Origin of the sequence: Pseudomonas sp. B2021 (assembly GCF_018135665.1) — a bacterium.
In the GTDB taxonomy this organism is placed as follows: Bacteria; Pseudomonadota; Gammaproteobacteria; order Pseudomonadales; family Pseudomonadaceae; genus Aquipseudomonas; species Aquipseudomonas lactis.
The window spans coordinates 1,154,621-1,180,397 of record NZ_SMOF01000001.1 but is presented as its reverse complement, the minus strand read 5'-3'; the positions used below and the strand labels follow the sequence as shown (position 1 = coordinate 1,180,397).

Below are 25,777 nucleotides of genomic sequence, written 5' to 3'. Positions count from 1 at the left end.
CAACGAAGGAGAAGCTGTATGCAAGTCAACATCAGTGGACACCAGCTGGAAGTCACCAAGCCCCTGCGTGAATACACCGAGAGCAAACTGAACAAGCTTGCGGGGCATTTTGACAAGATCACCAACGTGCAGGTCATCATGGAGGTCGATAAGCTCAAGCAGAAAATCGAGGCCACCCTGCACGTACCGAATGCCAAGCTCGTCGCCAATGCGGAACATGAAGATATGTACGCGGCAATCGACTCGCTCTACGACAAGCTCGACCGCCAACTCATAAAGCATAAGGAAAAGAATCTGCACCTGATGCAAGGTACAGGTCGTTAACTCTCCCCCCATGATCCGACTTGAAACCATCCTGACCCCCGGCCGTTCGCTCGTGAACGTGCCGGGCGGCAGTAAAAAGCGCGCCCTCGAACAAATTGCCAACCTGATCAGCAGCCAAGTGCCTGAGCTGGAGATGCAAGATGTTTTCGAAGCCCTGATCGCCCGTGAAAAACTCGGCTCGACCGGTTTTGGCAACGGCATCGCCATTCCTCACTGCCGTCTCGAAGGCTGCGATACCCCGGTCAGCGCTCTGCTGCACTTGGAAAAACCCATCGACTTCGACGCCATCGACGGTGCCCCGGTTGACCTGCTGTTCGTTCTGCTGGTCCCGCAAGCCGCCACCGATGCGCACCTGGAACTGCTCCGGCAGATCGCCAGCATGCTGGACCGCAAGGATGTACGCGACAAACTGCGCAGCGCCTCCAGCAATGAAGCGTTGTACCAAGTTGTCCTGGATGAACAAAACGGGCAGTAATCATGCGTTTGATCATCGTCAGCGGTCGCTCCGGCTCGGGTAAGAGCACCGCCCTCAATGTGCTTGAGGACAACGGCTTCTATTGCATCGACAACCTGCCAGCCGGCCTGCTGCCAGAGCTGGCGGAACGTGCATTGATCCATACCGAATTGGCACAGCCACTTGTGGCTGTCTCGATTGATGCGCGCAACCTGCCCAGCCACCTCTCGCGGTTCCCGGAACTGCTGGAAGAAGTGCGTGTCAAGCACATTCATTGCGATGTGCTGTACCTGGATGCCGACGAAGAAACCCTGCTCAAGCGGTTCTCCGAAACCCGTCGACGCCACCCCCTCAGCAGTGCCAACCGCTCTCTGGCCGAAGCCATCGAGGACGAGACCAAACTGCTGGGGCCGATCATTGACCTGGCCGACCTGAAGATCAACACCACCAACCTGAACCTGTATCAGTTGCGCGATGCGATCAAGCTGCGCCTGCTGAACCAGCCTGAGCCGGGGACGGCGTTTCTGGTCGAGTCGTTTGGCTTCAAGCGTGGCATGCCGGTCGATGCCGACCTGGTCTTCGACGTGCGCTGCCTGCCCAACCCTTACTGGAAGCCGGAATTACGCGATCAGTCCGGGCTGGATCAGCCTGTGGTCGACTACCTGGCCGCGCAACCCGACGTAGAAGAGATGTTCCAGGATATCTCCAGCTACCTGCTCAAATGGTTGCCGCGCTTTGCCGCCAGCAATCGGGCCTATGTCACCATTGCCATTGGCTGCACCGGCGGCCACCACCGCTCGGTCTATTTGACTGAACGGCTGGGCCAGGTGCTGCAACAAACCCTCAAGAACGTCCAGGTTCGCCACCGCGACCTGAGTTGAAAGGAACACCTGCGCGATGCCTGCTCTGGAAATTGAAATCATCAACAAGCTGGGCCTGCACGCCCGGGCGTCGGCTAAATTCGTCGGCGTGGCCGGGCAGTTCCCCTGCCAGATCCGTGCTGGGCGTACGCCAGAGTCCATGGTCGATGGCAAGAGCATCATGGCGATGATGATGTTGGCGGCCGGGAAAGGCACCAAGATCCACCTGAGCACCGAAGGTGAGCAAGAAGACGAAGCAATGGCCGCGCTGGTCGAGTTGATCAACAACTACTTCGACGAAGGCGAGTAACCCCTACTGTAGGAGCGAACTTGCTCGCGAAAAACGTCAACGATAACGCGGGCATCGTTGTTTAACGCGGTGCTCTTGCGTTCTTCGCGAGCAAGCTCGCTCCTACATAGATAAAGCCATCCTCAGCCCAACGCCGTATCCATCACCATCATCAGGCAAAACCCGAGGCATAGCCCAAGGCTGGCGAGCTTTTCATGGCCATTGCGGCGCGATTCGGGGATGACTTCATGAGTCACCACCAGCAACATTGCCCCGGCGGCCAGCGCCAAACCCAACGGCAATAGCACTTCGGCAAGGCTCACCAGCCATGCGCAGAGCACCGCAAATACCGGTTCAACCAAGCCCGATGCAGCGCCAATCAGGAAGGCCTTGACCCGCGACATTCCCGCTCCCGCCAATACCAACGCAATCACCAGCCCTTCGGGGACATCCTGCAGGGCAATGCCCATGGCGAGGCTGTCGGCATCCGTCATGCCTCCGCCCGCCGAAACACCCACAGCCATGCCTTCAGGAATGTTGTGCGCAATGATGGCAAACACGAATAACCAAATACGCGGCGGGATAACCGGCTTATCCGCTGTACCCACCAGCATTTCCGGGCTGGCGCCAGAGACCTTGCGGTCCACCAGGTACAGGCCGAACGCTCCGAGCATGATGCCGAAGCTGATCAGGCCACCGGCGCCCCAGGGTGACAGCCCCAGGCTTTCAGCAGCCGCGATACCCGGCACGACCAGGGAAAACGCGGTCGCCGCCAGCATCACACCAGCCCCAAAGCCCAGCAGGGTATCGCTCAGCGCCATCGGCATGCGCCGAATCACCAACACCGGCACCGCCCCCAGCGCGGTGCCGAGCGCGCAGATCGCCCCGCCCTGCAAAGCACGCAGAATGCGCGGTTCCAGGTTCAACCAGGCCAGCCCATGGGCCACCAATAACGCAGTACCTGCCAATAGCAGCAGCGTGCCAAACGCATAACGAAACATTCGTACGCTACCGATCGCCAGTGTTTGAGTGCCCATAGTCGGCCTTAGATCTTGTTATGGAGTGAGTGTCAGGCCAAGGCCGCCTGATAGCGCGCGGCAACTTCCGGCCAGTTGATGACGCTGTAAAAGGCATTGATGTACTCGGGTCGTCGGTTTTGATATTGCAGGTAGTAAGCGTGTTCCCAGACGTCCAGACCGAGGATGGGTGTATTGCCGCTCATCAGCGGGCTGTCCTGGTTGCCGCTGCTTTCCACCACCAGCGTTTTCTGCGGCGTAACGCTCAACCAGGCCCAGCCGCTGCCGAAACGCGTCAACGCCGCCTTGGTGAACGCCTCCTTGAAGCTGTCGAAACCACCCAATTGCTCGTCGATAGCCTTACCCAGCGCGCCATCGGGTTTGCCGCCCCCTGTCGGTGACATGACTGCCCAGAACAACGAGTGGTTCGCATGCCCGCCTCCTTGGTTGACCACGGCAGCGCGTAATTTCTCCGGCAATGTTTGGACGCTGGACACCAGCTTCTCCACCGGCCAGCCGGCGAACTCAGTGCCCTCGACCGCAGCATTGAGGTTATTGATGTAGGTCTGGTGGTGCTTGGTGTAGTGAATTTCCATGGTTTGCGCGTCGATATGCGGCTCGAGGGCGTCGTAGGCGTAAGGCAAGGCCGGCAAGGTATAGGTCATATCAATGTGCTCCATAGTGGGACGTGGACGTTGGCGTCGCAGCACTGCCCAGTAGCCGATGAGTGCGTGGGTATTCGCCGTGATCGCTGATGAAATTCAGCAGCTCGACGTAGGTCTTGCTGCTCTGGCGCAGCGCGGCCTCGCGCAATGACGGGCTGAGGCGCGGGTCCTGCATGGTCTGCAAAAGGCGCTGATGAATAGCGCACAGGTATTCCGCGCTTTCCTCAGGCTGGTTCAGACGCAAGTGCAGGTCTGCCAGGTTGTGATGGGAAATGACGCAAGCGGCCACCGCTTCGTCAGCATCCGCCCAGCGTTCGAACAACACTTGGGCCAGGGCCAGGGCTTGCAGATAGGCCTCGCGAGCGTCAACCAGCTCACCCGCCATAAAGCAGCGATTGGCCCGTTCGATCGTGCGTTTCCAGTGCTCCATGGTGAGCCTCCAAAGCAGGGTCGTTGATTACACGCCGCCAGCCGTGAGCTTTTCCGGGTCCAGCAGGACTTCCAGTTGGCTGCGCGGCAGGTCGGTATGTTCGAGGGCGACCTCGATCACCGGGCGGCCTTGCTGATACGCCTTCTTGGCGATTTCAGCGGCTTTCTGGTAGCCGATGATCGGGTTAAGTGCGGTGACCAGGATCGGATTGCGTGACAGCGCTTCCTTGAGCTTGGGTTCGTTGACCTTGAAGCTGGCAATGGCCTTGTCCGCCAGCAACCGGCTGGCATTGGCCAGCAACTCCAGGCTGCTGAGCAGGTTCTGGGCAATGATCGGCAGCATCACATTCAGCTCGAAGTTGCCCGATTGGCCGGCCACGGTGATCACTGTGTCATTGCCGATGACCTGGGCAGCCACCATGGCGGTCGCTTCCGGGATGACCGGGTTGACCTTGCCCGGCATGATCGACGAGCCCGGCTGCAGCGCCTCCAGTTCGATTTCACCGAGGCCAGCCAATGGGCCGGAGTTCATCCAGCGCAGGTCATTGGCGATCTTCATCAGTGACACCGCCGTGGCTTTCAACTGGCCAGAGACTGCAACGGCGGTGTCCTGGGAGCCAATCAGCGCGAACAGGTTCTTGCCAGGGGTGAACTTCACCCCGGTCAAAAGGCTCAGTTGCTGGCTGAAGCGCCCGGCAAACTCGGGGTGCGCGTTGATCCCGGTACCGACCGCCGTGCCGCCCTGTGCCAGTGCTTGCAGCGCCGGCAGCAGGTCCTGCAAGTGGCCGATATTGGCCTTGAGCTGCTGCGCCCAGCCGTTGAGCACCTGGCTCATGCGCACCGGCATGGCGTCCATCAAATGCGTGCGGCCGGTCTTGATGAACGGGTGAACTGCCTCGGCTTTTTGCTCGATGACCTGCACCAGATGCAGCAGGGCCGGCAGCGTTTGCTCATGCAGCACCAACGCGGCACTGACGTGGATGGTGGTGGGGATGATGTCGTTGCTGCTCTGGCCGCAATTCACATGATCGTTGGGGTTAACCGCCTCGCCCAGCAAACGGCTGGCAAGCGTCGCGATCACTTCATTGGCGTTCATGTTGGAGCTGGTGCCGGAGCCGGTCTGGAAGATATCCACCGGGAAGTGTTGCATGTAGTCGCCTTCCAGCAGGCCTTGGGCGGCATCGACAATGGCCTTGCCCTGCCCTTCGCTGATTTGCTTGAGGTCGACGTTGACCTTCGCGGCGGCGGTCTTGGCCAGGATCAGGGCGCGGATGAATTGCGCCGGCATGGGTTGATGACTGATCGGAAAGTTGTTCACCGCACGCTGTGTTTGTGCGCCATACAAAGCTTCTTGCGGCACATGCAGTTCGCCCATGCTGTCGCGTTCGATACGGGTGTTACTCATCATTAGATCCTTGCACCAAGTCAGAAACGGAAATCGAAGGCAGTAATTCGCAGCTCGCCAATTGCCAGGCAAAGGTCTGCCAGCGCTTGAGGCGGCAGGCACAGTGGGAGAGTTTTTCCAGGTCGCGCAGTGGCCGCCAGGCCTGGTCCAGGCACAGGGAGCGCCAATGCCAGGGCAAGGCGACATCAGCGGCGGTGTCGATCAGCAAGCGGAATGAGGTTTCGGCGATCGTCCACGGATGGGTTGCGGTGCAACACGCCAAGTACCGACCTTCGTTCAGGTAATGCTCGATCAGGCGGGGTTCATTGGGATCCAGGCCACAGCGAATCTGGCGGCTCATCCAACGCCAGCTTTCCAGATAGGGATCCTCATGCAGGACAGAACTCATGAGCCACACTCACTCGGTAATGATATTTATTATTAAATGATATTGAGAATCAAAACAAGAGTGGCCTATTGATCCTGCGAAAAGAGCTGCAATAAAAAAGGCGCGCCATCTTGCGATGGCGCGCCTTTTGAGGACGTGCTGGAGGATTAGCTGCCAGCGACCGTCATGCGTTCGATCAGCACCGAACCCGTACGGATATTGCTGCGCAGTTCCAGGTCGTTACCCACGGCAACGATCTGCTTGAACATATCGCGCATATTGCCGGCGATGGTCACTTCCTGGACGGCGAACTGAATTTCGCCGTTCTCCACCCAGAAGCCCGCCGCACCGCGCGAGTAGTCACCGGTGACCATGTTCAGGCCATGGCCCATCAATTCAGTCACCAGCAACCCACGCCCCATACGCCGCAACAACGCGGCCTGGTCTTCATCGCCATGGGTCACGAACAGGTTATGAACGCCGCCCGCGTTGGCGGTACTGGGCAGGCCCAACTTGCGACCGGCATAAGTGCCCAGCACATAAGACACCAGCTCACCTTTCTCGACAAACGGCTTGGCATAGGTCGCCAAGCCATCGCCGTCGAACGACGAACTGCCCATGACGCGCATCAAATGCGGGCGCTCGTCGATGGTCAGCCACTCAGGAAACAGCTTCTGGCCGATGGCGCCTTCCAGGAACGAAGACTTGCGATACAGGTTGCCTCCGGAAATCGCCCCCAGGAAGCTGCCGAATAAACCACCGGCCAACTCTGCGGAAAACAGCACAGGCACTTCGCAGGTCGGCACCGGGCGCGCGCCCAGGCGGCTCGCAGCCCGTTGCGCCGCACGCTGGCCAATGCTTGCAGGGTCTGCCAGTAAATCGCCTTGGCGGTTTACGTCGTACCAGTAATCACGCTGCATCTGCCCGTTGGCTTCGGCAATCATCACGCAACTGAGGCTGTGACGCGTGGAGGCATAACCACCGATAAAGCCATGGCTGTTGCCGTAGACGCGACAACCCTGATGGGTGCTCAAGGTGGTGCCGTCCGCATTCTTGATGCGGGCATCGGCATCGAAGGCTGCCGCTTCGCAGGTCAGCGCCAGCTCGATGGCTTGCTCAGGGGTAATATCCCAGGCATGGAACAGGTCGAAATCCTGCACTTCCTTGGCCATCAGCGCTTTGTCGGCCAGGCCCGAGCTTTCATCCTCGGACGTGTGCTTGGCAATCGCCAGTGCCGCGGCGACGGTCTCGCGAATCGCCTCAGGGCCACTGGCGGAAGTGCTGGCCGAGCCTTTTCGCTGGCCCGCGTACAAGGTAATGCCAAACCCTTGGTCACGATTGAATTCGACCGTTTCCACTTCCCGCTGGCGCACCGAAGTCGACAAGCCTTGCTCCAGCGACACCGCCACTTCACAGGCGCTGGCCCCTTGGCGCTTGGCTTCGGCAAGGATCTGCTCGACTTGTTCCTGCAGTGCCGGTAACGCTTGTGGACCGACGCTTTGGGCTGCACTCATGGTTTTCTCCACTCAAATTCTGCTTTCGGTAATGGCCATCGAGCGACCGGGCCGGACAAGCGGCCCCCGACTGGTTATCATGGCGGCGTTTCTTTGCGGACTGCCACCATGGTTGATTCTTACGACGACTCCCTCGATGGGGAGAAAAGCAAAACCCAGGTCAAACGCGAGCTGCATGCTCTGGTTGACCTTGGCGAGCGCCTTACAACGCTCAAAAAGGATTTGGTTGCCAAACTGCCACTGACCGACGAAATGCGTCGGGCCCTGGCGGATGCGCCCAAGCACACCGCGAATATCGCGCGTAAACGGCACATCTCGTTTATCGGCAAACTGATGCGCGATCAAGACATTGACGCCATTCTGACTTTGCTCGATCAAACCGATGCCTCCACTCGCCAGTACAACGAACGCTTCCACAACCTGGAACGTTGGCGTGACCGCCTGATCTCGGGCGATGACGCGGTGCTGGAGAAATTCGTACTGGACTACCCGGACGCGGACCGCCAGCAATTGCGCTCCCTGATCCGTCAGGCTCAGCACGAGCTGGCGCATAACAAGGCGCCAGCCACCAGCCGTAAAATCTTCAAGTACATCCGTGAGCTGGACGAGACTCAACGCGGCCTGCGCTGATCCTCTTCCCCGGGTGGCGGTCTTCGCCACCCGAAGCTCCGGTTCCTACGATCCCGTGCCACCCACGGTAATCGCATCAATTTTCAAGGTTGGCTGGCCGACACCTACCGGCACCGACTGCCCATCCTTGCCGCACGTGCCCACGCCGCTGTCCAGCGACAGGTCGTTACCGACCATCGACACTTTGCTCATGGCTTCCGGCCCGTTACCAATCAACGTCGCCCCTTTGACCGGCGCGGTAATCTTGCCGTCTTCGATCAGGTACGCCTCGCTGGTGGAGAACACGAACTTGCCGCTGGTGATATCAACCTGGCCGCCGCCGAGGTTGGCGCAGTAGATACCGCGTTTGACCGAGGCAATGATTTCTGCCGGATCGCTTTGGCCACCGAGCATGTAGGTGTTGGTCATACGCGGCATTGGCAGGTGCGCATAGGATTCACGGCGACCATTACCGGTGCGCGCCACGCCCATCAGGCGGGCGTTGAGCTTGTCTTGCATGTAGCCCTTGAGCACGCCGTTCTCGATCAGGGTGGTGCATTCGGTCGGCGTACCTTCGTCATCGACACTCAGCGAACCACGGCGGCCAGCCAGGGTGCCGTCATCGACAATGGTGCACAGCTTGGACGCAACCATTTCGCCCATGCGCCCGCTATAGGCGGAACTGCCCTTGCGGTTGAAATCGCCTTCCAGGCCATGGCCCACGGCTTCGTGGAGCAACACGCCAGACCAACCCGAGCCCAGCACCACCGGCAAGGTGCCGGCCGGTGCCGGTATCGCCTCCAGGTTGACCAATGCCTGGCGCAGCGCCTCACGGGCATAGCCCATGGCACGGTCGTCAGCGAGGAAATAACGGTAGTCGGTGCGCCCGCCGCCGCCATGGCCACCGCGCTCGCGGCGCCCGTTCTGTTCGACGATCACGCTCACATTGAAACGCACCAGCGGCCGCACATCCGCCGCCAGCCCACCGTCGGTGGACGCCACGAGGATGCGCTCCCACACGCCGGCCATGCTTACGGTCACTTGCTGGATACGCGGGTCCAGAGCGCGGGTAGCTGCGTCGATACGCTTGAGCAGCTCGACTTTTTCCGCACGGCTGATCACTTCCAAGGGGTTATCCGGCGCATACAACTGGGCCACGTCCTGGGTACTGAATGCCTGCACCGTGCCATTCTGGCCGGCACGGGAAATCGAACGGGCGGCACGCGCCGCCAGGCCCAAGGCCTCCAGGGTGATCGCATTGCTGTAGGCAAAGCCGGTCTTCTCACCCGATTGCGCGCGAACGCCTACGCCCTGGTCAAGGTTGAAACTGCCTTCCTTGACGATCCCATCTTCCAGCGCCCATGACTCGGAAATCTGCCCCTGGAAATACAGGTCAGCCGCATCGATACCCGGCCCGGCCAGATCGCCGAGCACGGTTTGCAGGCTTTCGATGGTCACGCCACCGGGTGCCAGGAGGTGATCACTGACTGAGGACAACAACTCGCTCATAGGTTTGGCCTTAAATTCATCGTTCTGAAGCAGGCCGCTGCGCGCCCTGCGAGAAAAAGCGCCGGTGATTGGCCACCGGCATGCGCGCCCGTATCGACGCCTGTTCACTGCTATCGCGTTCGGCCAGTAACACCGCTTCGCCTTGATCCTGTTGCGCCAGCACTCGGCCCCAAGGGTCGACAATCGCTGCGTGGCCAAAAGTTTCCCGTGGCCCTGGATGCACACCACCCTGGGCGGCCGCCAGCAAGTAGCACTGGGTTTCAATGGCCCGCGCACGAATAAGCACATCCCAGTGCGCAGCCCCGGTCACCGCCGTGAAAGCCGAAGGCGCGGTAATCAGTTCAGCCCCCGCCGCGCGCAACTCGCTGTACAGCTCCGGGAAACGCAGGTCGTAACACACCGTCAACCCCACACGGCCCACCGGCGTATCCGCCACCACCACCTGGTTACCGAAAGCATAGTCGTCAGATTCGCGATAACGACCGCGAGCGTCCGCTACGTCCACATCAAACAGATGGAGTTTGTCGTAGCGAGCGACGATTTCACCCTGATCGTTGATCAGCAGCGAGCAAGCATTGGGTTTGGCGTGGGGCTGGTCCTGGGGCGGCAACGGCAATGTGCCGGCCACTATCCATAAGGTGAGGTCGCGGGCGACCTGTTTCAACCAGGGCAGCACAGGCCCTTGGCCCAACGCCTCGGCGCGGCCAATGTCGGCCACATCGCGGCGCCCCATGGCGGCGAAATTCTCTGGCAGCACCGCGAGTTTCGCGCCGCCGGCCGCCGCCTGTTCCAGCAGGCGACGCGCCTGGGCGAGGTTGGCCAGCACGTCACTCTGGCTGACCATTTGAATTACCGCAAAGGACATGGGCCGACACTCCATACAGGGCATGGGGCCATGCTACTCCACAGGCTCTCAGTTTGGCTTTTCAAATGGCTTGTCGAAGGTGATTTTCGGATCCTTCCAAGGGCCCTGCACCTTGTATTGCACACTGGCAAAGCGCGAAACCCGGTCACCGATCAGCTTGTCGATCAAAAACAGCGCACCACCAATGGCCGGTGCACCGACAATCAGCGCCGCAATCGGCAGGTTGTTGGTCACAGGCAAGGTGACCAGCAACTTGGCGTCGACGCGATCGGCAACCAGATCCAGGGTGCCGTTAAGCTCAAGATTGGTGGAAGGCCCGGTCATGGTGATGGGCTCGCGGGTCACGAACACACCATTACTGGCGGCCAACAAGCCTTTGACCCGGTCATAACTCAAACCCTTGCCGAACAAGTCGGAAAAGTCCAAACGCAAACGCCGGCCAATGGAGTTGAAGTTAAGCAGGCCAAACACTCGCAATGCCTGGGCCCCGCCCTCCACTTCGACGAACTGACCTTTACGGAACGCAGCATCCAGGCTGCCGGAAAAGCGCTTGGGCCCGACCCAGGCCGGTGAACCCGGCCAGCGGCCATCCACGTCCAGATGAAAGTCTTCGCTGGTCACCGTAGGCGCAAAACCCCACCCTTTGAGCACGTCGGCAATGTTACGGCCGTCGAGGCGGCCCTTGTACCAACTGCTGCTGGCGCCTGGCGCACCTTCCCAGCCCCCGGCGCCCTTGAGCAACATGCCCTTGAGGCCAAGGTCGAGGTTATTGAAAGCCAGGCCCTTGGCGGTCGGGCGGATTCTCAGCGACCAGGCGCCGATCAGGTCCGAGCCCTGGAACAATTGGTCGACGGCAATATCCAGGGCCGGAATGCTCTTGGGGTCGATATCGGCCAGCGGGTCCGGCGCGTTTTCGTCCGCCTGCGCGGTTGGGTCTGGCGCAGGCAATTTCACATACTTGAGGTTGACTGCAATCGGCGCGCCTTTGGCGTCCGGCAGGTTCACCGTGCCCTTGGCTTGCTGGCTATCGAGTTGCAGGCCCCAGGCCGCTGGTTTGCGATCGAGCTGCAAGCTGACCTGGTCAAACTGGGTACCAAACCCGGTCAGCTTGCCCACCTTGAAGTCCGCACCGCTGAGCAGTTGCTTGGCATTGCCACCTGGATCATTGCCCGCGTAGCGATCCACGAGTTTCTTCCAGGGATCGATATCCAGTTCCGACAGCACGCCACGAATGCGCAGGCCCTTGGCCCCCGGCAGCACGGCATCACCATCGCCTAGGAACAGTTCGCCGCGGCCATCATTGAACTTGTCCGGCGGCGCAGCAAAGGTGAAGTTAGCCAGCTCGCCGTAATCAAACCAGTAACGGCGCTCAGCGCCCTGCAAAGTCATGCGAAAGGTGCTGTCACGTCCCTGGCTGGCCGGCATGCCGAACGGTGCCGGCAGGTCCACCGCGACACCCTTGAGGTTGGAATTGACCATTAACTGGCTGTCTGCGCCGTCGAGGATCACTTGCAACTGGTAGGGAATATCGCCGGAGACCGGCAACGGCTGGCTGATTTTCAACCAGTCCGTGAGGCGCTTGACGGTGACCTGACCATTGGCGGTCACGCGAGTGCTGATATTACCCGGCTTGCCTTCGGCAAAAATCTGCGCCGTGATGGGGCGGTCGAACGCCTGGGCCGAAATCTTCTGCCCGCTCAGGCCCTTGGCGCTGTCGAAGCGAAAATCACCCTTGAGCTGGGTCAGTTCCAGGGGCGGTTCCGCCAATTGCAGGCGCGCCTTGTCGGTCTTGAAGTCCACCACGATCTTGGGCTCAGTGCCTTTGGCCAGCGGTACGTCCAGGTCCAGGCTACCTTGCAGGTCGCCCTCGCCTTTCCAACCGGCGAACGTAGGCGCCGTGCCGATAGGGGCTTCTTGAAGGATCTTCAGGCCGTCGCCCAAACCGCCGGAGAACCCGCCCGTGAGCAGCAGATGACTGTCCCCGCCCGCTGGGGCGTGGGGGATATTGACGTAGACATCCTTGACCTGGGTGTCGAGCAACTGGCCCTTGCTCGCCAGGATGCGTACGCCGCTTTCCTCGACGAACACTTCACCATTGACCTTGTTCACATGAGGCCAGCCGGGCTGGAAGGCCAGTTCGGCATCATGCACCTTGAAGAACAGGCTGATATTGCGCGACGCCGGCAGCGCATTGTGGCTCAGCGAACCCTGGTACTGGAAGAAGCCTTCGTCCACCGCGCCCTTGAGGATCGCCGTGCGCAGCCATTCATCCAGCGCCGGGCTCAACACGGCCGGTAGGTACTTGGGAGTGAAACGGCCATCGCCATCGACCATGCCGACCCGCAGGTCCATGTAGTCTTCCTGGCTGTGGTCGAAATGCAGGCGAATCAGGAAGTCCGCCGCCACCTTGCCTTCCTCGCCCAGTACCTTGATATACGGGGCAATCAGGGTGAAGCCTTGCTTGTCCAGCTTCCAGGTCAGGCGCGCATTGGCCTGGATGTACTGCCAAGGTTTGGCGAAGATCGGATACAGATGCAAGGAAAAGTCCTTGCTGTCCATGCGCAACTCGCCCTGGCCCAGGTCGCCACTGATGCTGCCGGACACATTGCGTGCGGCCGGCGCGCCAAAGTAGGCATCGAAGCCGACACGCTCCAGGTTGGCGGCAAAACTGAGTTTGCGGTCAGTGGTGTCTTGTGGTCGGAAGTCCACCAGCACATTGCGTAACAGGCCGGTGGCTTTGAGGTGTTCGACGGCCTTGGCAAAGCCGTCCGGCAGCGGTGCCAAGGCGTTGAGCAGCGGTGTGATGGGAGTGAGGTCGAGACGATCGGCCTGCAACTTCCACACTTCCTGCTCCTTGTCGGTGGCCAGGCTTTGCTGCAATTGCAGACGCGACTCCCAACGGGTTTCGCCAATGTTCATCGCCAGGGAATCGAACAGCACCTTGAGGCCAGTGTCACTGCGCTTCAGGTAGGCGGTCAGGGCCAGGTTTTCAAGGTGTACCGGCTTACGGTCGGCGTAGCTGCCCTTCACTTGGGGCGAATTGAGGCGTACCGCCGCGCTTTGCACCGTACCCTTGGCCCAACTGAGCCACAACTCGCCGCCGGCCTTCAATTGCGTCAGCTTCCATTGCTGGGTCAGCCTCGCGGGAATCCACTTGGCCCAGTCGCTTTGCGGCAGGCTCAGGTAGGCATCGACCTCAGCGTCTTGCCACTGGCTGGCGCGAATGCGGCTACGCAGGCTGACGGCCAACGGTTGGCCATCGGGCAAGGTCAGGCGAGCGTCCAGACGCTGCTGGCTCATGCCGGTATGCAGGCTCAGGCCCACATAGGTCACGGTCACCGGCGCCTGGTCGAACGGTTGCAGGGTCACCTGGCTGTCCAGCACCGACACGCGCTTGACCATTTGCATGCGCGTCAGCAGTTGCTGCGGGTCCAACGGCTGGTCGTCCTGCACCGGCAAGCCTTGCAGGGTCCAGCGGCCGTCCTGGTCTTCCTTGACACTCAGTTGCAGGCCACTGACTTGCAGATGAGCGATGCGCACTTCGCGGGCCAACAGGCTGGCCCATATATCCGGCACCACTTCCACCTGGTCCAGGCGCAAGGCACTGCTACCCTCGCCGACCATGACGTCGTGAGCCAGCAATACCGGGGCAAACCCGCTCCAGCGGCCTTCAAGGCTACCGATATGCAGCGGCGTCTCCAGCGCCGCCTGAGCCTTGGCTTCGACTTCGGCGCGGTATTCGGCCACCAGCGGGGTGAGTTCGCGCCCCAGGCTCACGTACACCGCTGCCAATACCAGCAACAAGGCGCACAGGCCCAGGCCCCAACGGGTCAAAGCGGCAAAAAAGCGTATCAGACGCTCCATGTCAGGCGACCCTCAAAAAACAGTTAGCGGACGGCAGATCAAGGTCTGCCGGTCTCGAAGAAAGTGCACAGCTGGGGATCAGAGCAACACCACGTCGTATTGTTCCTGTGAATACATGGTTTCGACCTGGAAGCGAATGGTGCGACCGATAAAACTTTCCAGTTCGGCGACGTTACCGGACTCTTCGTCCAGCAGGCGATCCACCACCTTCTGATTGGCAAGTACTCTATAACCTTCGGCCTGGTAGGCGCGTGCCTCGCGCAGGATCTCGCGGAAAATCTCGTAGCAAACCGTTTCCGGGGTCTTCAATTTGCCGCGGCCCTGGCAGCTGCTGCACGGTTCGCACAGTACCTGCTCAAGGCTTTCGCGCGTGCGCTTGCGGGTCATCTGCACCAGGCCCAGCTCGGTGATGCCGATGATGTTGGTCTTGGCGTGATCGCGTTCCAGTTGCTTCTCAAGCGTACGCAGCACCTGGCGCTGGTGCTCTTCATCTTCCATATCGATGAAGTCGATGATGATGATGCCGCCCAGGTTGCGCAGGCGCAGTTGGCGGGCAATAGCGGTAGCCGCCTCGAGATTGGTCTTGAAGATGGTCTCTTCAAGGTTGCGATGGCCCACGAATGCGCCGGTATTGACGTCGATGGTGGTCATGGCTTCTGCCGGGTCTACCACCAGGTAGCCGCCGGACTTGAGTGGCACCTTGCGTTCCAGGGCTTTCTGGATTTCGTCTTCGACGCCATACAGGTCGAATATCGGCCGCTCGCCGGGGTAGTGTTCCAGGCGATCGGCGATTTCTGGCATCAACTCAGCGACAAATTGCGTGGTGCGCTGGAAGGTTTCCCGCGAGTCGATGCGAATTTTCTCGATCTTCGGGCTGACCAGGTCGCGCAGCGTGCGCAGCGCCAGGCCGAGGTCTTCATAGATGACGCTGGGCGCGCCGATGGTCTTGATCTGTGCGTCGATCTGGTCCCACAGGCGCCGCAGGTAGCGAATATCCATGAGGATTTCATCCGCGCCAGCGCCTTCTGCGGCGGTGCGCAGGATAAACCCACCCGCTTCCTTGATGCCCTCGGCGGCGACGCAGTCGCTGACCACCTTCTTCAGGCGCTCGCGCTCGGCTTCATCTTCGATCTTCAGGGAAATGCCCACATGGGCGGTGCGCGGCATGTACACCAGGTAGCGCGAGGGAATCGACAGCTGGGTGGTCAAGCGGGCGCCCTTGGAACCGATAGGGTCCTTGGTGACTTGCACCACCAGGCTCTGGCCTTCGTGCACCAGGGCGCTGATGCTTTCCACCGCAGGGCCTTCGCGCAGGGAAATTTCCGAGGCATGGATAAACGCTGCACGGTCCAGGCCGATGTCGACGAAGGCCGCTTGCATGCCCGGCAATACGCGCACCACCTTGCCTTTGTAGATATTGCCGACGATCCCGCGCTTCTGGGTGCGCTCGACATGCACTTCTTGCAGAACACCGTTCTCTACCACCGCCACGCGCGATTCCATCGGCGTGATATTGATCAGAATCTCTTCACTCATGGCTGGGTCTCGTTCAGGCGTTTTCACAATAGTGACCGGTCGCTTAAGGCTTGGCGCTGGAATACGGCGTTCAGCACACGGTAAGGTTTTGCCAACAGGGTATGCCGAATTGGGCGAGCAGTTGCGCGGTTTCGCAGACTGGCAGGCCCACCACGGCGGAATAACTGCCATTAAGCCCGGCCACAAACACCGAACCCAGCCCTTGGATAGCATAGCCGCCAGCCTTGTCCTGCGGTTCGCCACTGTGCCAGTAGGTGGTAGCCTCCTGCACAGAAACCTCGCGGAAACGTACACGGCTGCTGACACATCGGGTTTCACATTGCTGGCCGTCGGTCAGGGCAATGGCGGTAAGCACTTCATGCTCGCGGCCGGAAAGGGCCATCAGCATGGCCAGTGCATCAGCCTGGTCCACCGGTTTGCCCAGGATCCGCCCGTCGACAATCACCGCCGTGTCGGCCCCTAGCACGCAGGTGTTTGAGGTGTGGCCAAGCGCAACAAAACCCGCCGTCGCCTTGCCCCGCGCAAGGCGCTCGACATAGGCAACGGCAGGTTCGTTGTTAAGGGGCGTTTCATCAATAGCGGCGCTGACCAGGGTAAAGGGCACACCGATCTGGACCAGCAGTTCACGTCGCCGCGGGGAGCCCGAGGCCAGATAAAGCGAATTCATTGCAGCCTCTCCCTGTGGGGTTCGATAACCAGGCAGAGCCTCGCAATCCATTCAATTGATTTTATAGCGACGACGCAGCCCACGCAGGCCAAAACTGATCCAGGGCCACAACAAGGCGCTGACCAGCGCCGGCAAGACCAGCGCCAGGGTCGGCTGGCGGTTGCCAGTCAACGCGCTGAGCCACAGTTGCACCAACTGCGCCAGGCCGAAGATCACCAGGATCACCAAACACTGCTGCCACATCGGGAACATGCGCAAGCGCTGTTGCAACGACAGCACCAGAAAGGTAATCAGGGTGAGGATCAACGCGTTCTGGCCCAGCAAGGTGCCATACAGCACATCTTCGGCCAACCCCAGGCACATCGCCGTGACCATGCCCACCTTGTGCGGCAGGTTCAATGACCAGAACGCCAGCAACAAGGCCAGCCAGAGCGGGCGCAGGATTTCCATAAACTGCGGCAGCGGCGAAACGCTGAGCAGCAAGCCGATGGCGAAGGTCAGCCAGACGATCCAGCCATTGCGTGAATGAGTACCGGCCATTATTGCTCCCTCTGCCGTGTGGTGGTCGGAGCGGTGCTCGGCGCAGTGGCCGGGGGTTTGGCTACAGCCGGCTTAGCCGGGCGCGCGTTGTGCGCTGCCGGTTGAGCGGGCGTTGCCGCCGGTGCCGGTGCAGTTGTTGCCGCAGGGGCAGGCGGACCGACGAAAGCCGGTTTCGGCACCGTGGCCGGCACGATAGGCGCGGTACCATTCTGCTGGTCTTCCGCTTCCTGGGCCTGGGCGGCGTCGTTGGCGCGCTCTTCCGGGGTGCGGTTGTCGCTGAACACCAACAGCAGGTAACGGCTGCGGTTCAGCGCGGCAGTCGGTACCGCCCGAACGATAGCGAACGGCTGGCCGGAATCGTGGATCACTTCCTTGACCGTCGCCACCGGATAACCCGCCGGGAAGCGCTGGCCCAGGCCAGAACTGACCAGCAGGTCGCCTTCCTTGATATCCGCAGTGTCGGCCACATGGCGCAGCTCCAGGCGTTCCGGGTTGCCGGTGCCGCTGGCAATCGCGCGCAGGCCGTTACGGTTGACCTGTACCGGGATGCTGTGGGTGGTGTCCGTCAGCAACAGCACCCGCGAGGTGTAGGGCATCAACTCCACCACCTGGCCCATCAGGCCACGGGCGTCGAGCACCGGCTGTCCAAGCACCACACCGTCGCGCTCACCCTTGTTGATGATGATGCGGTGGGTAAAGGGGTTGGGGTCCATGCCGATCAGTTCGGCCACTTCGACCTTTTCGTTGACCAGCGCGGAAGAATTGAGCAACTCGCGCAGCCGAACGTTCTGCTCGGTGAGGGCCGCCAGCTTTTGCATGCGCCCCTGCAACAGCAGGTTTTCAGTCTTGAGTTTTTCGTTCTCGGCGACCAGTTCGGTGCGGCTGCCAAATTGGCTGGACACACCCTGGAATAGACGTTGCGGCAGGTCGGTGATCCAGTAGGTCTGCATCAACACCAGCGACATCTGGCTACGCACCGGCTTGAGCAGTGCAAAGCGGGCATCGACCACCATCAGCGCGACCGAAAGCACGGTCAGCACCAATAAGCGCACACCCAATGAGGGGCCTTTGGCGAAAAGCGGTTTAATAAGCCGCTCCTCCCAGGCAAATGTTCTCTTTATTCATACGGCATCAAACCGGCCTGGATGCAGATTGAAGAAGATAAACGCCAACAGGCAGCACTGCAAAGTGCTGCCTGCCGACGAAGCATGAACCATCCAGGCAATCTTATTCGCTGGAGAGCAGGTCCATGGTGTGTTTATCCATCATTTCCAGCGCACGACCACCGCCACGGGCAACACAGGTCAGCGGGTCTTCGGCGACGATCACCGGCAGGCCGGTTTCCTGGGCCAGCAACTTGTCGAGGTCGCGCAGCAAGGCGCCACCACCGGTCAGTACCAGGCCACGCTCGGCGATATCGGAAGCCAGCTCCGGCGGCGATTGCTCCAGGGCGCTTTTCACCGCCTGAACGATGGTGGCCAGGGACTCTTGCAGAGCCTCCAGCACTTCATTGGAGTTCAGGGTGAAGGCACGTGGAACGCCTTCGGCCAGGTTGCGACCGCGCACATCGACTTCGCGCACTTCACCGCCTGGGTAAGCGGTGCCGATTTCCTGCTTGATGCGCTCGGCGGTGGATTCGCCGATCAGGCTGCCGTAGTTACGACGCACATACGTGATGATCGCTTCGTCGAAACGGTCACCGCCCACGCGTACGGATTCGGCATACACCACACCGTTCAGGGAAATCAGGGCGATTTCGGTGGTACCACCACCGATATCCACCACCATCGAACCGCGTGCTTCTTCAACCGGCAGGCCGGCACCGATCGCAGCGGCCATCGGCTCTTCGATCAGGAAGACTTCACGGGCACCGGCGCCAAGGGCCGATTCACGGATGGCGCGACGCTCAACCTGGGTGGACTTGCACGGAACGCAGATCAGCACGCGAGGGCTGGGCTGCAGAAAACTGTTTTCGTGAACTTTGTTGATGAAGTACTGCAGCATCTTTTCGCAGACGCTGAAATCGGCGATCACGCCATCCTTCATCGGACGAATGGCAGCAATATTGCCTGGTGTACGGCCGAGCATGCGCTTGGCCTCGGTGCCAACGGCAACGACACTTTTCTGATTACCATGGGTCCGAATGGCCACAACCGATGGCTCATTCAGAACGATACCGCGCTCGCGCACGTAAATAAGGGTGTTGGCAGTGCCCAGGTCAATGGAGAGATCGCTGGAAAACATGCCACGCAGTTTCTTGAACATGGGGAAAGGACCCTAGGCAACGCGTGGGTAAAAAAGTGCGGCAAACTCTAACAACGACAGGGATTTTGGGCAAGGCGCCAATGTGCTAAATTGGCCGACTTTCTGTGCACCAACCCCCACAATCGCGGCCTTATGACCGTAGAAATGCGGTAGTGTTCCGACAATCTAACACACGGACGCCCTCCGTTCTGTTTTCCACTGGAGAATCCCATGGCGCTTGAACGCTCCGACGTGGAAAAAATCGCACATTTGGCCTCGCTTGGCCTTAATGATGCCGATCTTCCACAGACCACCGCAGCCCTGAACAGCATTCTCGGGCTGGTCGACCAAATGCAAGCCGTGAATACCGACGGCATCGAGCCCCTGGCTCACCCACTGGAAGCCAGCCAGCGCCTGCGCGCAGACGTCGTGACCGAACGCAATAATCGCGAGGCCTACCAGTCCATCGCGCCAGCGGTCGAAAACGGCCTGTACCTGGTTCCGAAAGTCATCGACTAAAGGGAAAGAGCCTTTCATGCATCACATGACTCTGGCCGAGATCGCCCGCGGTCTCGCCGACAAATCGTTTTCCAGCGAAGAGCTGACCCAGACCTTGCTGGCGCGTATCGCCGCGCTCGATCCGAAGGTCAACAGCTTCATCAGCCTCACCGAGGAGCTGGCCCTGAGCCAGGCCAAGGCCGCCGACGCCCGTCGCGCCAACGGTGAGAACGGCGCGCTGCTTGGCGCACCGATCGCCCACAAGGACCTGTTCTGCACCCAGGGCATTCGCACCAGCTGCGGCTCGAAGATGCTCGACAACTTCAAGGCGCCCTACGACGCCACTGTGGTCGCCAAGCTGGCCGCTGCCGGTACCGTGACCCTGGGCAAGACCAACATGGACGAATTCGCCATGGGCTCGGCCAACGAGTCGAGCTACTACGGCGCGGTGAAAAACCCGTGGAACCTTGAACACGTGCCGGGTGGTTCGTCCGGTGGTTCGGCGGCGGCCGTGGCCGCGCGCTTCCTGCCCGCCGCTACCGCCACCGACACTGGCGGTTCGATCCGCCAGCCAGCGGCCTTCACCAACCTCACCGGCCTGAAGCCGACCTACGGTCGTGTGTCTCGCTGGGGCATGATTGCCTATGCGTCCAGCCTCGATCAGGGCGGCCCGTTGGCACGCACCGCTGAAGACTGCGCAATATTGTTACAAGGCATGGCAGGCTTCGATAAACAGGACTCCACCAGCATCGACGAGCCCGTGCCGGACTACAGCGCCAGCCTGAACACCTCGATCAAGGGCCTGCGCATCGGCGTGCCGAAGGAATACTTCAGCGCCGGCCTCGACCCGCGTATCGCCGATCTGGTGCAAAACAGCATCAAAGAGCTGGAAAAACTTGGCGCCGTGATCAAGGAAATCAGCCTGCCGAACAACCAGCATGCGATTCCCGCCTACTACGTGATCGCGCCAGCAGAGGCGTCTTCCAACCTGTCGCGTTTCGACGGCGTGCGCTTCGGCTATCGCTGCGAAAACCCGAAAGACCTCACCGACCTGTACAAACGCTCCCGTGGCGAAGGCTTCGGCAGTGAAGTGCAGCGCCGGATCATGGTCGGCGCCTACGCCCTGTCGGCCGGCTACTACGACGCGTACTACCTCAAGGCGCAAAAAATCCGTCGCCTGATCAAGAACGACTTCATGGCCGCCTTTGAAGAAGTCGATGTGATCCTCGGCCCGACCGCGCCGAACCTGGCGTGGAAGATCGGCGCCAAGACCGGCGACCCGATCGCCGAGTACCTGGAAGACCTCTACACCATCACCGCCAACCTCGCGGGCTTGCCGGGCTTGTCCATGCCCGCAGGTTTCGTCGATGGCCTGCCGGTGGGCGTACAATTGCTCGCCCCGTATTTCCAGGAAGGCCGCCTGCTCAATGTGGCGCACCAGTACCAGTTGAACACCGACTGGCACACCCGCACCCCTACCGGCTTCTGAGGAGAACACTATGCAATGGGAAGTTGTAATCGGGCTGGAGATTCATACCCAGCTCGCCACCCAATCGAAGATTTTCTCCGGTAGCGCCACCACGTTCGGCTCTGAGCCCAATACCCAGGCCAGCCTGGTAGACCTGGGCATGCCCGGCGTGCTGCCGGTGCTGAACCAGGAAGCGGTGCGCATGGCGGTGATGTTCGGCCTGGCGATTGACGCCGAGATAGGCCAGCACAACGTGTTTGCGCGCAAGAACTACTTCTACCCGGACCTGCCCAAGGGCTACCAGATCAGCCAGATGGAACTGCCGATTGTCGGCAAGGGCCACCTGGACATTCCCCTGGAAGACGGCACCATCAAGCGTGTCGGCGTCACCCGTGCGCACCTGGAAGAAGACGCCGGCAAAAGCCTGCACGAAGAATTCCCGGGCGCGACCGGTATCGACCTGAACCGTGCCGGCACGCCGCTGCTGGAGATCGTGTCCGAGCCGGACATGCGCAGCGCCAAGGAAGCCGTGGCCTACGTCAAGACCATCCACGCGCTGGTGCGCTACCTGGGCATCTGCGACGGCAACATGGCCGAAGGCTCGCTGCGTTGCGACTGCAACGTGTCGATCCGCCCCAAGGGTCAGGTTGAGTTCGGCACCCGCTGCGAGATCAAGAACGTCAACTCGTTCCGCTTCATCGAGAAGGCGATCAACAGCGAAGTACGTCGCCAGATCGAGCTGATCGAAGACGGCGGCAAGGTGATCCAGCAAACGCGCCTGTACGACCCGAACAAAGACGAAACCCGCGCCATGCGCAGCAAAGAGGAAGCCAACGACTACCGCTACTTCCCCGACCCGGACCTGTTGCCGGTGGTGCTGGAGGATTCCTTCCTCAATGACATCCGCGCCACCCTGCCGGAACTGCCGCAGCAAAAACGCGAACGCTTCCAGGAACAGTTCGGCCTGTCGGTCTACGATGCCAGCGTATTGGCCTCCAGCCGCGAACAAGCCAACTACTTCGAAAAAGTCGTGAGCATTGCCGGCGACGCCAAGCTGGCGGCCAACTGGGTGATGGTCGAGCTGGGCAGCCTGTTGAACAAACAGGGCCTGGAAATCGACGAAGCGCCGGTCACCGCCGAACAACTGGGTGGCATGCTGCTGCGCATCAAGGACAACACCATCTCCGGCAAAATTGCCAAGACTGTGTTCGAAGCGATGGCCGTCGGTGAAGGCAATGCCGACGAGATCATCGAGAAGCGTGGCCTCAAGCAAGTCACCGACAGCGGCGCCATCTCGGCCGTACTCGATGAAATGCTCGCGGCCAATGCCGAGCAGGTCGAGCAATACCGCGCGGCAGACGAAGCCAAGCGCGGCAAGATGTTCGGCTTCTTTGTCGGCCAGGCGATGAAAGCCTCCAAGGGCAAAGCCAACCCGCAACAGGTGAACGAACTGCTCAAAAGCAAGCTCGAAGGCTGATCCATGATCGTTCCCACGCTCTGCGTGGGAACGTCTCACGGGACGCTCCGCGTCCGCTTTTGTGACGCGTAGCGTCACCAGCTGCATTCCCACGCAGAGCGTGGGAACGATCCAACGGGGACATCTTGAAATGAAGCGTCTACTCGGCCTCCTGGCCTTGTCCTCCCTGCTGGCCGGTTGCGCCAGCGGCCTCATCGACCCCAACGGCTACGACGAAACCGGCACCGCGTCCTATTACGGCGCCAAGCACCATGGCAAGAGAACTGCCAGCGGTGAACCTTTCAACCAGAACGCCTTGACCGCCGCCCATCGGCGCCTGCCCTTCGGCACCCAGGTCAAGGTGACCAACCTCGACAACAACCGTTCTGTCGTGGTGCGTATCAATGATCGCGGCCCGCATACCCGTGGCCGCCTGATCGACCTTTCACGCAAGGCTGCCGAGCAACTGCGCATGCTGAGCAGCGGTACCGCGCGGGTTCGCGTGCAAGCCCTGAACAACTGATCGAGGCAGCCTTGAGCATTTTCGGATTGAACGCCCTATCGCCCTGGAGCCTGCTCGAACTGGTGGGCGGCCTGATCTTGCTGATCGTCGGCGCTGAAATCCTGGTGCGCGCTGCGGTGCGCCTGGCGGCCAGCCTCAAGGTGCGGCCACTGATCATCGGCTTGAGCATCGTCGCCTTCGGCAGCAGTGCGCCACAGATGACCGTCAGCCTGCAGGCCACGCTGGCTGGCAACACGGACATTGCCGTAGGCAGCGTCATCGGCAGCAGCATCTTCAATATCCTCGTGACCCTGGGCTTGTCCGCACTGATCATTCCACTGCGAGTCTCGCGGCAGCTGGTGCGCGTGGATATCCCGGTGATGATCGTCGCCGGCCTGCTGGTGTTTATCCTGGCCGCCAATGAAATGCTGACGCCCTTCGATGGCGCCGTGCTGCTGGTGGCGCTGCTGGCTTACCTGGGCGTATTGCATTACCAGACACGCCACTCCCGCCGCCCGCGCACCCTCGACACCGTGGCCAAAGCGCCATGGCTGAGCAGTGTGCTGCTGATGCTCGGCGGCTTGCTGGTGCTGGTGCTGGCCGGGCATTTGTTGCTCGGCGCAGCGGTTGAGGTGGCGGGCGATCTCGGATTATCGGAGCGCGTCATCGGCCTCACGTTGATCGGCGTCGGCACCTCGCTGCCGTGCCTGGCCACGTCGCTGATCGCCGCCTTGCGTGGCGAACGGGAGATCGCCGTGGGCAACGTGATCGGCAGCAACCTGTTCAACCTGCTCGGCGTGCTGGGTTTTACCGCCCTGGTGGCGCCGACACCGCTGTCGGTATCGCCCAACGCCCTGGACTTCGATTTACCAGTGATGCTCGGCGCCATCATCCTGTGCCTGCCGGTGTTCTATACCGGCTACCGGGTAACACGCATCGAAGGGGTGGTGCTGCTGGGGCTGTACCTGGCCTACGGCCTGCATGTGATGGCGTTCACCACCGGCATGCCGCTGGCCAACAAGCTTGAACAATTGATGCTGTATTACGTCCTGCCGGCGTTAGGCGCTCTGCTGTTATTCACCTCACTGCGCGCCTGGCACCGCCAACACAAGAGGGAATCGCAATGACCGATCAGAAAAAGCCAGGGGTTGAAGTGCGTCGCCAAGTCATGGGCGATGCGTTCGTCGACCGCGCCCTGGGCAATGCAACGGCGTTCACCCAACCGCTGCAGGACTTCGTCAATGAGCACGCGTGGGGCAGCGTCTGGAACCGCGAAGGCTTGCCACTCAAGACCCGCAGCCTGATCACCCTCGCCGCCCTCACCGCCCTCAAGTGCTCGCAGGAACTCAAGGGGCATGTGCGCGGTGCGCTGAATAATGGCTGTACGGTTGAAGAGATTCGCGAAGCGCTGCTGCATTGCGCGGTGTATGCCGGGGTGCCGGCGGCGATTGATGCATTTCGGGCGGCGCAGGAAGTGATTGAGGCGTATCAGGCCGATCAGCAGTGACTGCCAGATAGCTATCGCAGGCAAGCCAGCTCCCACATGTGGATGTGTGAATACCTTCAAGTGTGGGAGCTGGCTTGCCTGCGATGGGGCCTTAAGCTGCCCGCCTATTTCAGATCCAACCACCCGCCTGCAACACAAAAATCCCGATATTCGTGGTCACCGCCGCCATCAGCGTGGTGATCACGATAATCGCCGCCGCCAGTTCATGATTCCCTTCCGCCGCCCGAGCCATCACAAAGCTCGCGGCCGCAGTCGGCGCGCCGAAATACAGGAACAGAATCCCCAACTCCGGCCCTCGGAACCCCAGCAACCACGCGCCCAGAGTCGCGATCACCGGGAGCCAGATCATCTTCATCAGGCTTGCGCTCAACGCCATGTTGCCGCTCTTGCGCAACGCGGCCATGGACAAGGTGCCGCCGATGCAAATCAACGCCAACGGCAGCGTGGTGTCGGACAGGTACTGCAAGGATTTCTCAAGCCAGCCGGGCACGCCGATCTGGAAGTACGCGAACGGCGTGGCGACGATCACGCTGATAATCAGCGGGTTGGCCAATACACTTTTGAAGATGCTCCACGGGTCGGACTTGATCACCGGGCTATACACCGCCAGCACAATGGTCGACAGCGTGTTGTAAAAGAGGATCACCAGCGCGGCGAGGATCGCGCCCAGGGATATGCCGTAGTCGCCGTACATACTGGCCGCCAGCGCCAGGCCGATGACCCCGTTATTGCCACGAAACGCACCCTGGGCGTAGATGCCTCGGTCTTCGCGCTTGCAACGAAAGATCGCCCAGCCCCAGGCCATGGCAAAGCTCACCAAGGTGGCGACGCAAAAGTAGATCAGCAGCCCCGGTTTGAGCGCCGAGTGCAGGTCGGCATGCAGAATGCCCAGGAACAGCAGCGCCGGCATGGCAACGTTGAACACCAGGGACGATGCGGTGTGGATAAAGTTGTCGTTGATCCAATTGATGCGCTTTAGAAACACGCCCAGGAACAGCATGGCAAACACCGGCGCGGTGATGGTGAGGGTGGTGAGGAAGATTGCCAGCATGCCGGGGAGAACCTTGGTGGGCGTCGTTAGTTGGCTAATGATAAGCCAGTACGAGCGGGTTCGTGTGGGCAACGCACTTCAAATGTAGGAGCGAGCTTGCTCGCGAAAAACGTCAACGATAACGCGTGTTAACTGAAT

Annotated in this window: 26 protein-coding genes; 11 read left to right on the top strand and 15 right to left on the bottom strand. The window is 60.7% G+C overall.

Features of this window, described 5'->3' with window-relative positions; translation table 11 throughout:
* Positions 1 to 18: 18 nt before the first annotated feature.
* The 4 genes from raiA to E1K68_RS05225 are packed head-to-tail and all read left to right on the top strand — an operon-like array spanning position 19 to position 1,948.
* The gene (gene raiA / locus E1K68_RS05240) at positions 19 to 324 is read left to right on the top strand and encodes a ribosome-associated translation inhibitor RaiA (RefSeq protein WP_003171804.1); all 306 of its coding nucleotides are present in this window, start codon (positions 19 to 21) and stop codon (positions 322 to 324) included.
* 10 nt (positions 325 to 334) lie between these two features.
* The gene (ptsN, locus tag E1K68_RS05235; RefSeq protein ID WP_003188579.1) at positions 335 to 799 is read left to right on the top strand and encodes a PTS IIA-like nitrogen regulatory protein PtsN; all 465 of its coding nucleotides are present in this window, start codon (positions 335 to 337) and stop codon (positions 797 to 799) included.
* 2 nt (positions 800 to 801) lie between these two features.
* A complete protein-coding gene (gene rapZ / locus E1K68_RS05230) occupies positions 802 to 1,659 on the top strand; it encodes an RNase adapter RapZ (protein WP_057710931.1) in 858 nt (285 codons plus the stop codon).
* A gap of 16 nt (positions 1,660 to 1,675) precedes the next feature.
* The gene (locus tag E1K68_RS05225) at positions 1,676 to 1,948 is read left to right on the top strand and encodes an HPr family phosphocarrier protein (RefSeq protein ID WP_003188577.1); all 273 of its coding nucleotides are present in this window, start codon (positions 1,676 to 1,678) and stop codon (positions 1,946 to 1,948) included.
* Positions 1,949 to 2,070: 122 nt separating this feature from the next.
* Here the strand turns inward: E1K68_RS05225 and E1K68_RS05220 are convergent, their stop codons facing one another.
* The 6 genes from E1K68_RS05220 to pmbA form a co-directional block, all read right to left on the bottom strand.
* A complete protein-coding gene (locus tag E1K68_RS05220; RefSeq protein ID WP_034134873.1) occupies positions 2,071 to 2,964 on the bottom strand; it encodes a ZIP family metal transporter in 894 nt (297 codons plus the stop codon).
* 32 nt (positions 2,965 to 2,996) lie between these two features.
* The gene (locus E1K68_RS05215; RefSeq protein ID WP_034134872.1) at positions 2,997 to 3,608 is read right to left on the bottom strand and encodes a superoxide dismutase; all 612 of its coding nucleotides are present in this window, start codon (positions 3,606 to 3,608) and stop codon (positions 2,997 to 2,999) included.
* Between the two features lies 1 nt (position 3,609).
* A complete protein-coding gene (locus E1K68_RS05210) occupies positions 3,610 to 4,038 on the bottom strand; it encodes a hypothetical protein (protein WP_003188573.1) in 429 nt (142 codons plus the stop codon).
* A 27-nt stretch (positions 4,039 to 4,065) separates the two neighbouring features.
* A complete protein-coding gene (locus E1K68_RS05205) occupies positions 4,066 to 5,442 on the bottom strand; it encodes a class II fumarate hydratase (RefSeq protein WP_192002448.1) in 1,377 nt (458 codons plus the stop codon).
* A complete protein-coding gene (locus tag E1K68_RS05200) occupies positions 5,435 to 5,830 on the bottom strand; it encodes a hypothetical protein (RefSeq protein WP_003188570.1) in 396 nt (131 codons plus the stop codon). Before E1K68_RS05200 ends, E1K68_RS05205 begins: the two co-directional genes overlap by 8 nt.
* A gap of 146 nt (positions 5,831 to 5,976) precedes the next feature.
* Entirely contained in the window at positions 5,977 to 7,323 is a 1,347-nt protein-coding gene (gene pmbA, locus E1K68_RS05195) for a metalloprotease PmbA (RefSeq protein WP_212613849.1), read from the bottom strand.
* 108 nt (positions 7,324 to 7,431) lie between these two features.
* Here pmbA and yjgA point away from each other — a divergent pair, with 108 nt between their 5' ends.
* Entirely contained in the window at positions 7,432 to 7,953 is a 522-nt protein-coding gene (yjgA, locus tag E1K68_RS05190) for a ribosome biogenesis factor YjgA (protein ID WP_003188568.1), read from the top strand.
* Between the two features lie 45 nt (positions 7,954 to 7,998).
* Here the strand turns inward: yjgA and tldD are convergent, their stop codons facing one another.
* The 8 genes from tldD to mreB all read right to left on the bottom strand — a co-directional run bounded on the left by tldD (position 7,999) and on the right by mreB (position 19,178).
* Positions 7,999 to 9,441 (bottom strand): metalloprotease TldD, encoded by a 1,443-nt coding sequence (tldD, locus tag E1K68_RS05185; protein ID WP_003188566.1) that lies wholly within the window; start codon positions 9,439 to 9,441, stop codon positions 7,999 to 8,001.
* A 16-nt stretch (positions 9,442 to 9,457) separates the two neighbouring features.
* Positions 9,458 to 10,306: a carbon-nitrogen hydrolase family protein gene (locus tag E1K68_RS05180; RefSeq protein WP_137204034.1), complete on the bottom strand. Its 849-nt coding sequence runs from the start codon at positions 10,304 to 10,306 to the stop codon at positions 9,458 to 9,460.
* Between the two features lie 48 nt (positions 10,307 to 10,354).
* The gene (locus tag E1K68_RS05175; RefSeq protein ID WP_212613848.1) at positions 10,355 to 14,170 is read right to left on the bottom strand and encodes a YhdP family protein; all 3,816 of its coding nucleotides are present in this window, start codon (positions 14,168 to 14,170) and stop codon (positions 10,355 to 10,357) included.
* A 78-nt stretch (positions 14,171 to 14,248) separates the two neighbouring features.
* A complete protein-coding gene (gene rng, locus E1K68_RS05170; protein WP_003188562.1) occupies positions 14,249 to 15,706 on the bottom strand; it encodes a ribonuclease G in 1,458 nt (485 codons plus the stop codon).
* A 70-nt stretch (positions 15,707 to 15,776) separates the two neighbouring features.
* Positions 15,777 to 16,373 (bottom strand): Maf family protein, encoded by a 597-nt coding sequence (locus tag E1K68_RS05165; protein WP_003188560.1) that lies wholly within the window; start codon positions 16,371 to 16,373, stop codon positions 15,777 to 15,779.
* Between the two features lie 51 nt (positions 16,374 to 16,424).
* Positions 16,425 to 16,913 carry a rod shape-determining protein MreD gene (gene mreD, locus E1K68_RS05160; protein ID WP_003188558.1) on the bottom strand — a complete coding sequence of 163 codons (489 nt, stop codon included), beginning with the start codon at positions 16,911 to 16,913 and terminating at the stop codon, positions 16,425 to 16,427.
* Complete coding sequence (gene mreC / locus E1K68_RS05155; protein WP_082628835.1) at positions 16,913 to 18,001, bottom strand: rod shape-determining protein MreC; 1,089 nt, start codon at positions 17,999 to 18,001, stop codon at positions 16,913 to 16,915. Before mreC ends, mreD begins: the two co-directional genes overlap by 1 nt.
* Positions 18,002 to 18,140: 139 nt before the next feature.
* Entirely contained in the window at positions 18,141 to 19,178 is a 1,038-nt protein-coding gene (gene mreB, locus E1K68_RS05150) for a rod shape-determining protein MreB (protein ID WP_002555108.1), read from the bottom strand.
* Between the two features lie 210 nt (positions 19,179 to 19,388).
* Between mreB and gatC the strand changes: the two genes are divergently transcribed.
* The 6 genes from gatC to E1K68_RS05120 all read left to right on the top strand — a co-directional run bounded on the left by gatC (position 19,389) and on the right by E1K68_RS05120 (position 24,588).
* The gene (gatC, locus tag E1K68_RS05145) at positions 19,389 to 19,676 is read left to right on the top strand and encodes an Asp-tRNA(Asn)/Glu-tRNA(Gln) amidotransferase subunit GatC (RefSeq protein ID WP_003188556.1); all 288 of its coding nucleotides are present in this window, start codon (positions 19,389 to 19,391) and stop codon (positions 19,674 to 19,676) included.
* Between the two features lie 16 nt (positions 19,677 to 19,692).
* Positions 19,693 to 21,144 carry an Asp-tRNA(Asn)/Glu-tRNA(Gln) amidotransferase subunit GatA gene (gene gatA, locus E1K68_RS05140; protein ID WP_212613847.1) on the top strand — a complete coding sequence of 484 codons (1,452 nt, stop codon included), beginning with the start codon at positions 19,693 to 19,695 and terminating at the stop codon, positions 21,142 to 21,144.
* A gap of 10 nt (positions 21,145 to 21,154) precedes the next feature.
* Complete coding sequence (gene gatB, locus E1K68_RS05135; protein WP_212613846.1) at positions 21,155 to 22,600, top strand: Asp-tRNA(Asn)/Glu-tRNA(Gln) amidotransferase subunit GatB; 1,446 nt, start codon at positions 21,155 to 21,157, stop codon at positions 22,598 to 22,600.
* A 130-nt stretch (positions 22,601 to 22,730) separates the two neighbouring features.
* Positions 22,731 to 23,102: a septal ring lytic transglycosylase RlpA family protein gene (locus E1K68_RS05130; RefSeq protein WP_003188549.1), complete on the top strand. Its 372-nt coding sequence runs from the start codon at positions 22,731 to 22,733 to the stop codon at positions 23,100 to 23,102.
* A 26-nt stretch (positions 23,103 to 23,128) separates the two neighbouring features.
* A complete protein-coding gene (locus tag E1K68_RS05125) occupies positions 23,129 to 24,208 on the top strand; it encodes a calcium/sodium antiporter (RefSeq protein ID WP_057710927.1) in 1,080 nt (359 codons plus the stop codon).
* Complete coding sequence (locus E1K68_RS05120; protein ID WP_003188545.1) at positions 24,205 to 24,588, top strand: carboxymuconolactone decarboxylase family protein; 384 nt, start codon at positions 24,205 to 24,207, stop codon at positions 24,586 to 24,588. The genes E1K68_RS05125 and E1K68_RS05120 overlap by 4 nt, the downstream gene beginning before the upstream one ends.
* Positions 24,589 to 24,697: 109 nt before the next feature.
* On the opposite strand, the gene E1K68_RS05115 is transcribed toward E1K68_RS05120, so the two are convergent.
* Complete coding sequence (locus tag E1K68_RS05115; RefSeq protein WP_003188544.1) at positions 24,698 to 25,639, bottom strand: AEC family transporter; 942 nt, start codon at positions 25,637 to 25,639, stop codon at positions 24,698 to 24,700.
* Positions 25,640 to 25,777 lie beyond the last annotated feature (138 nt).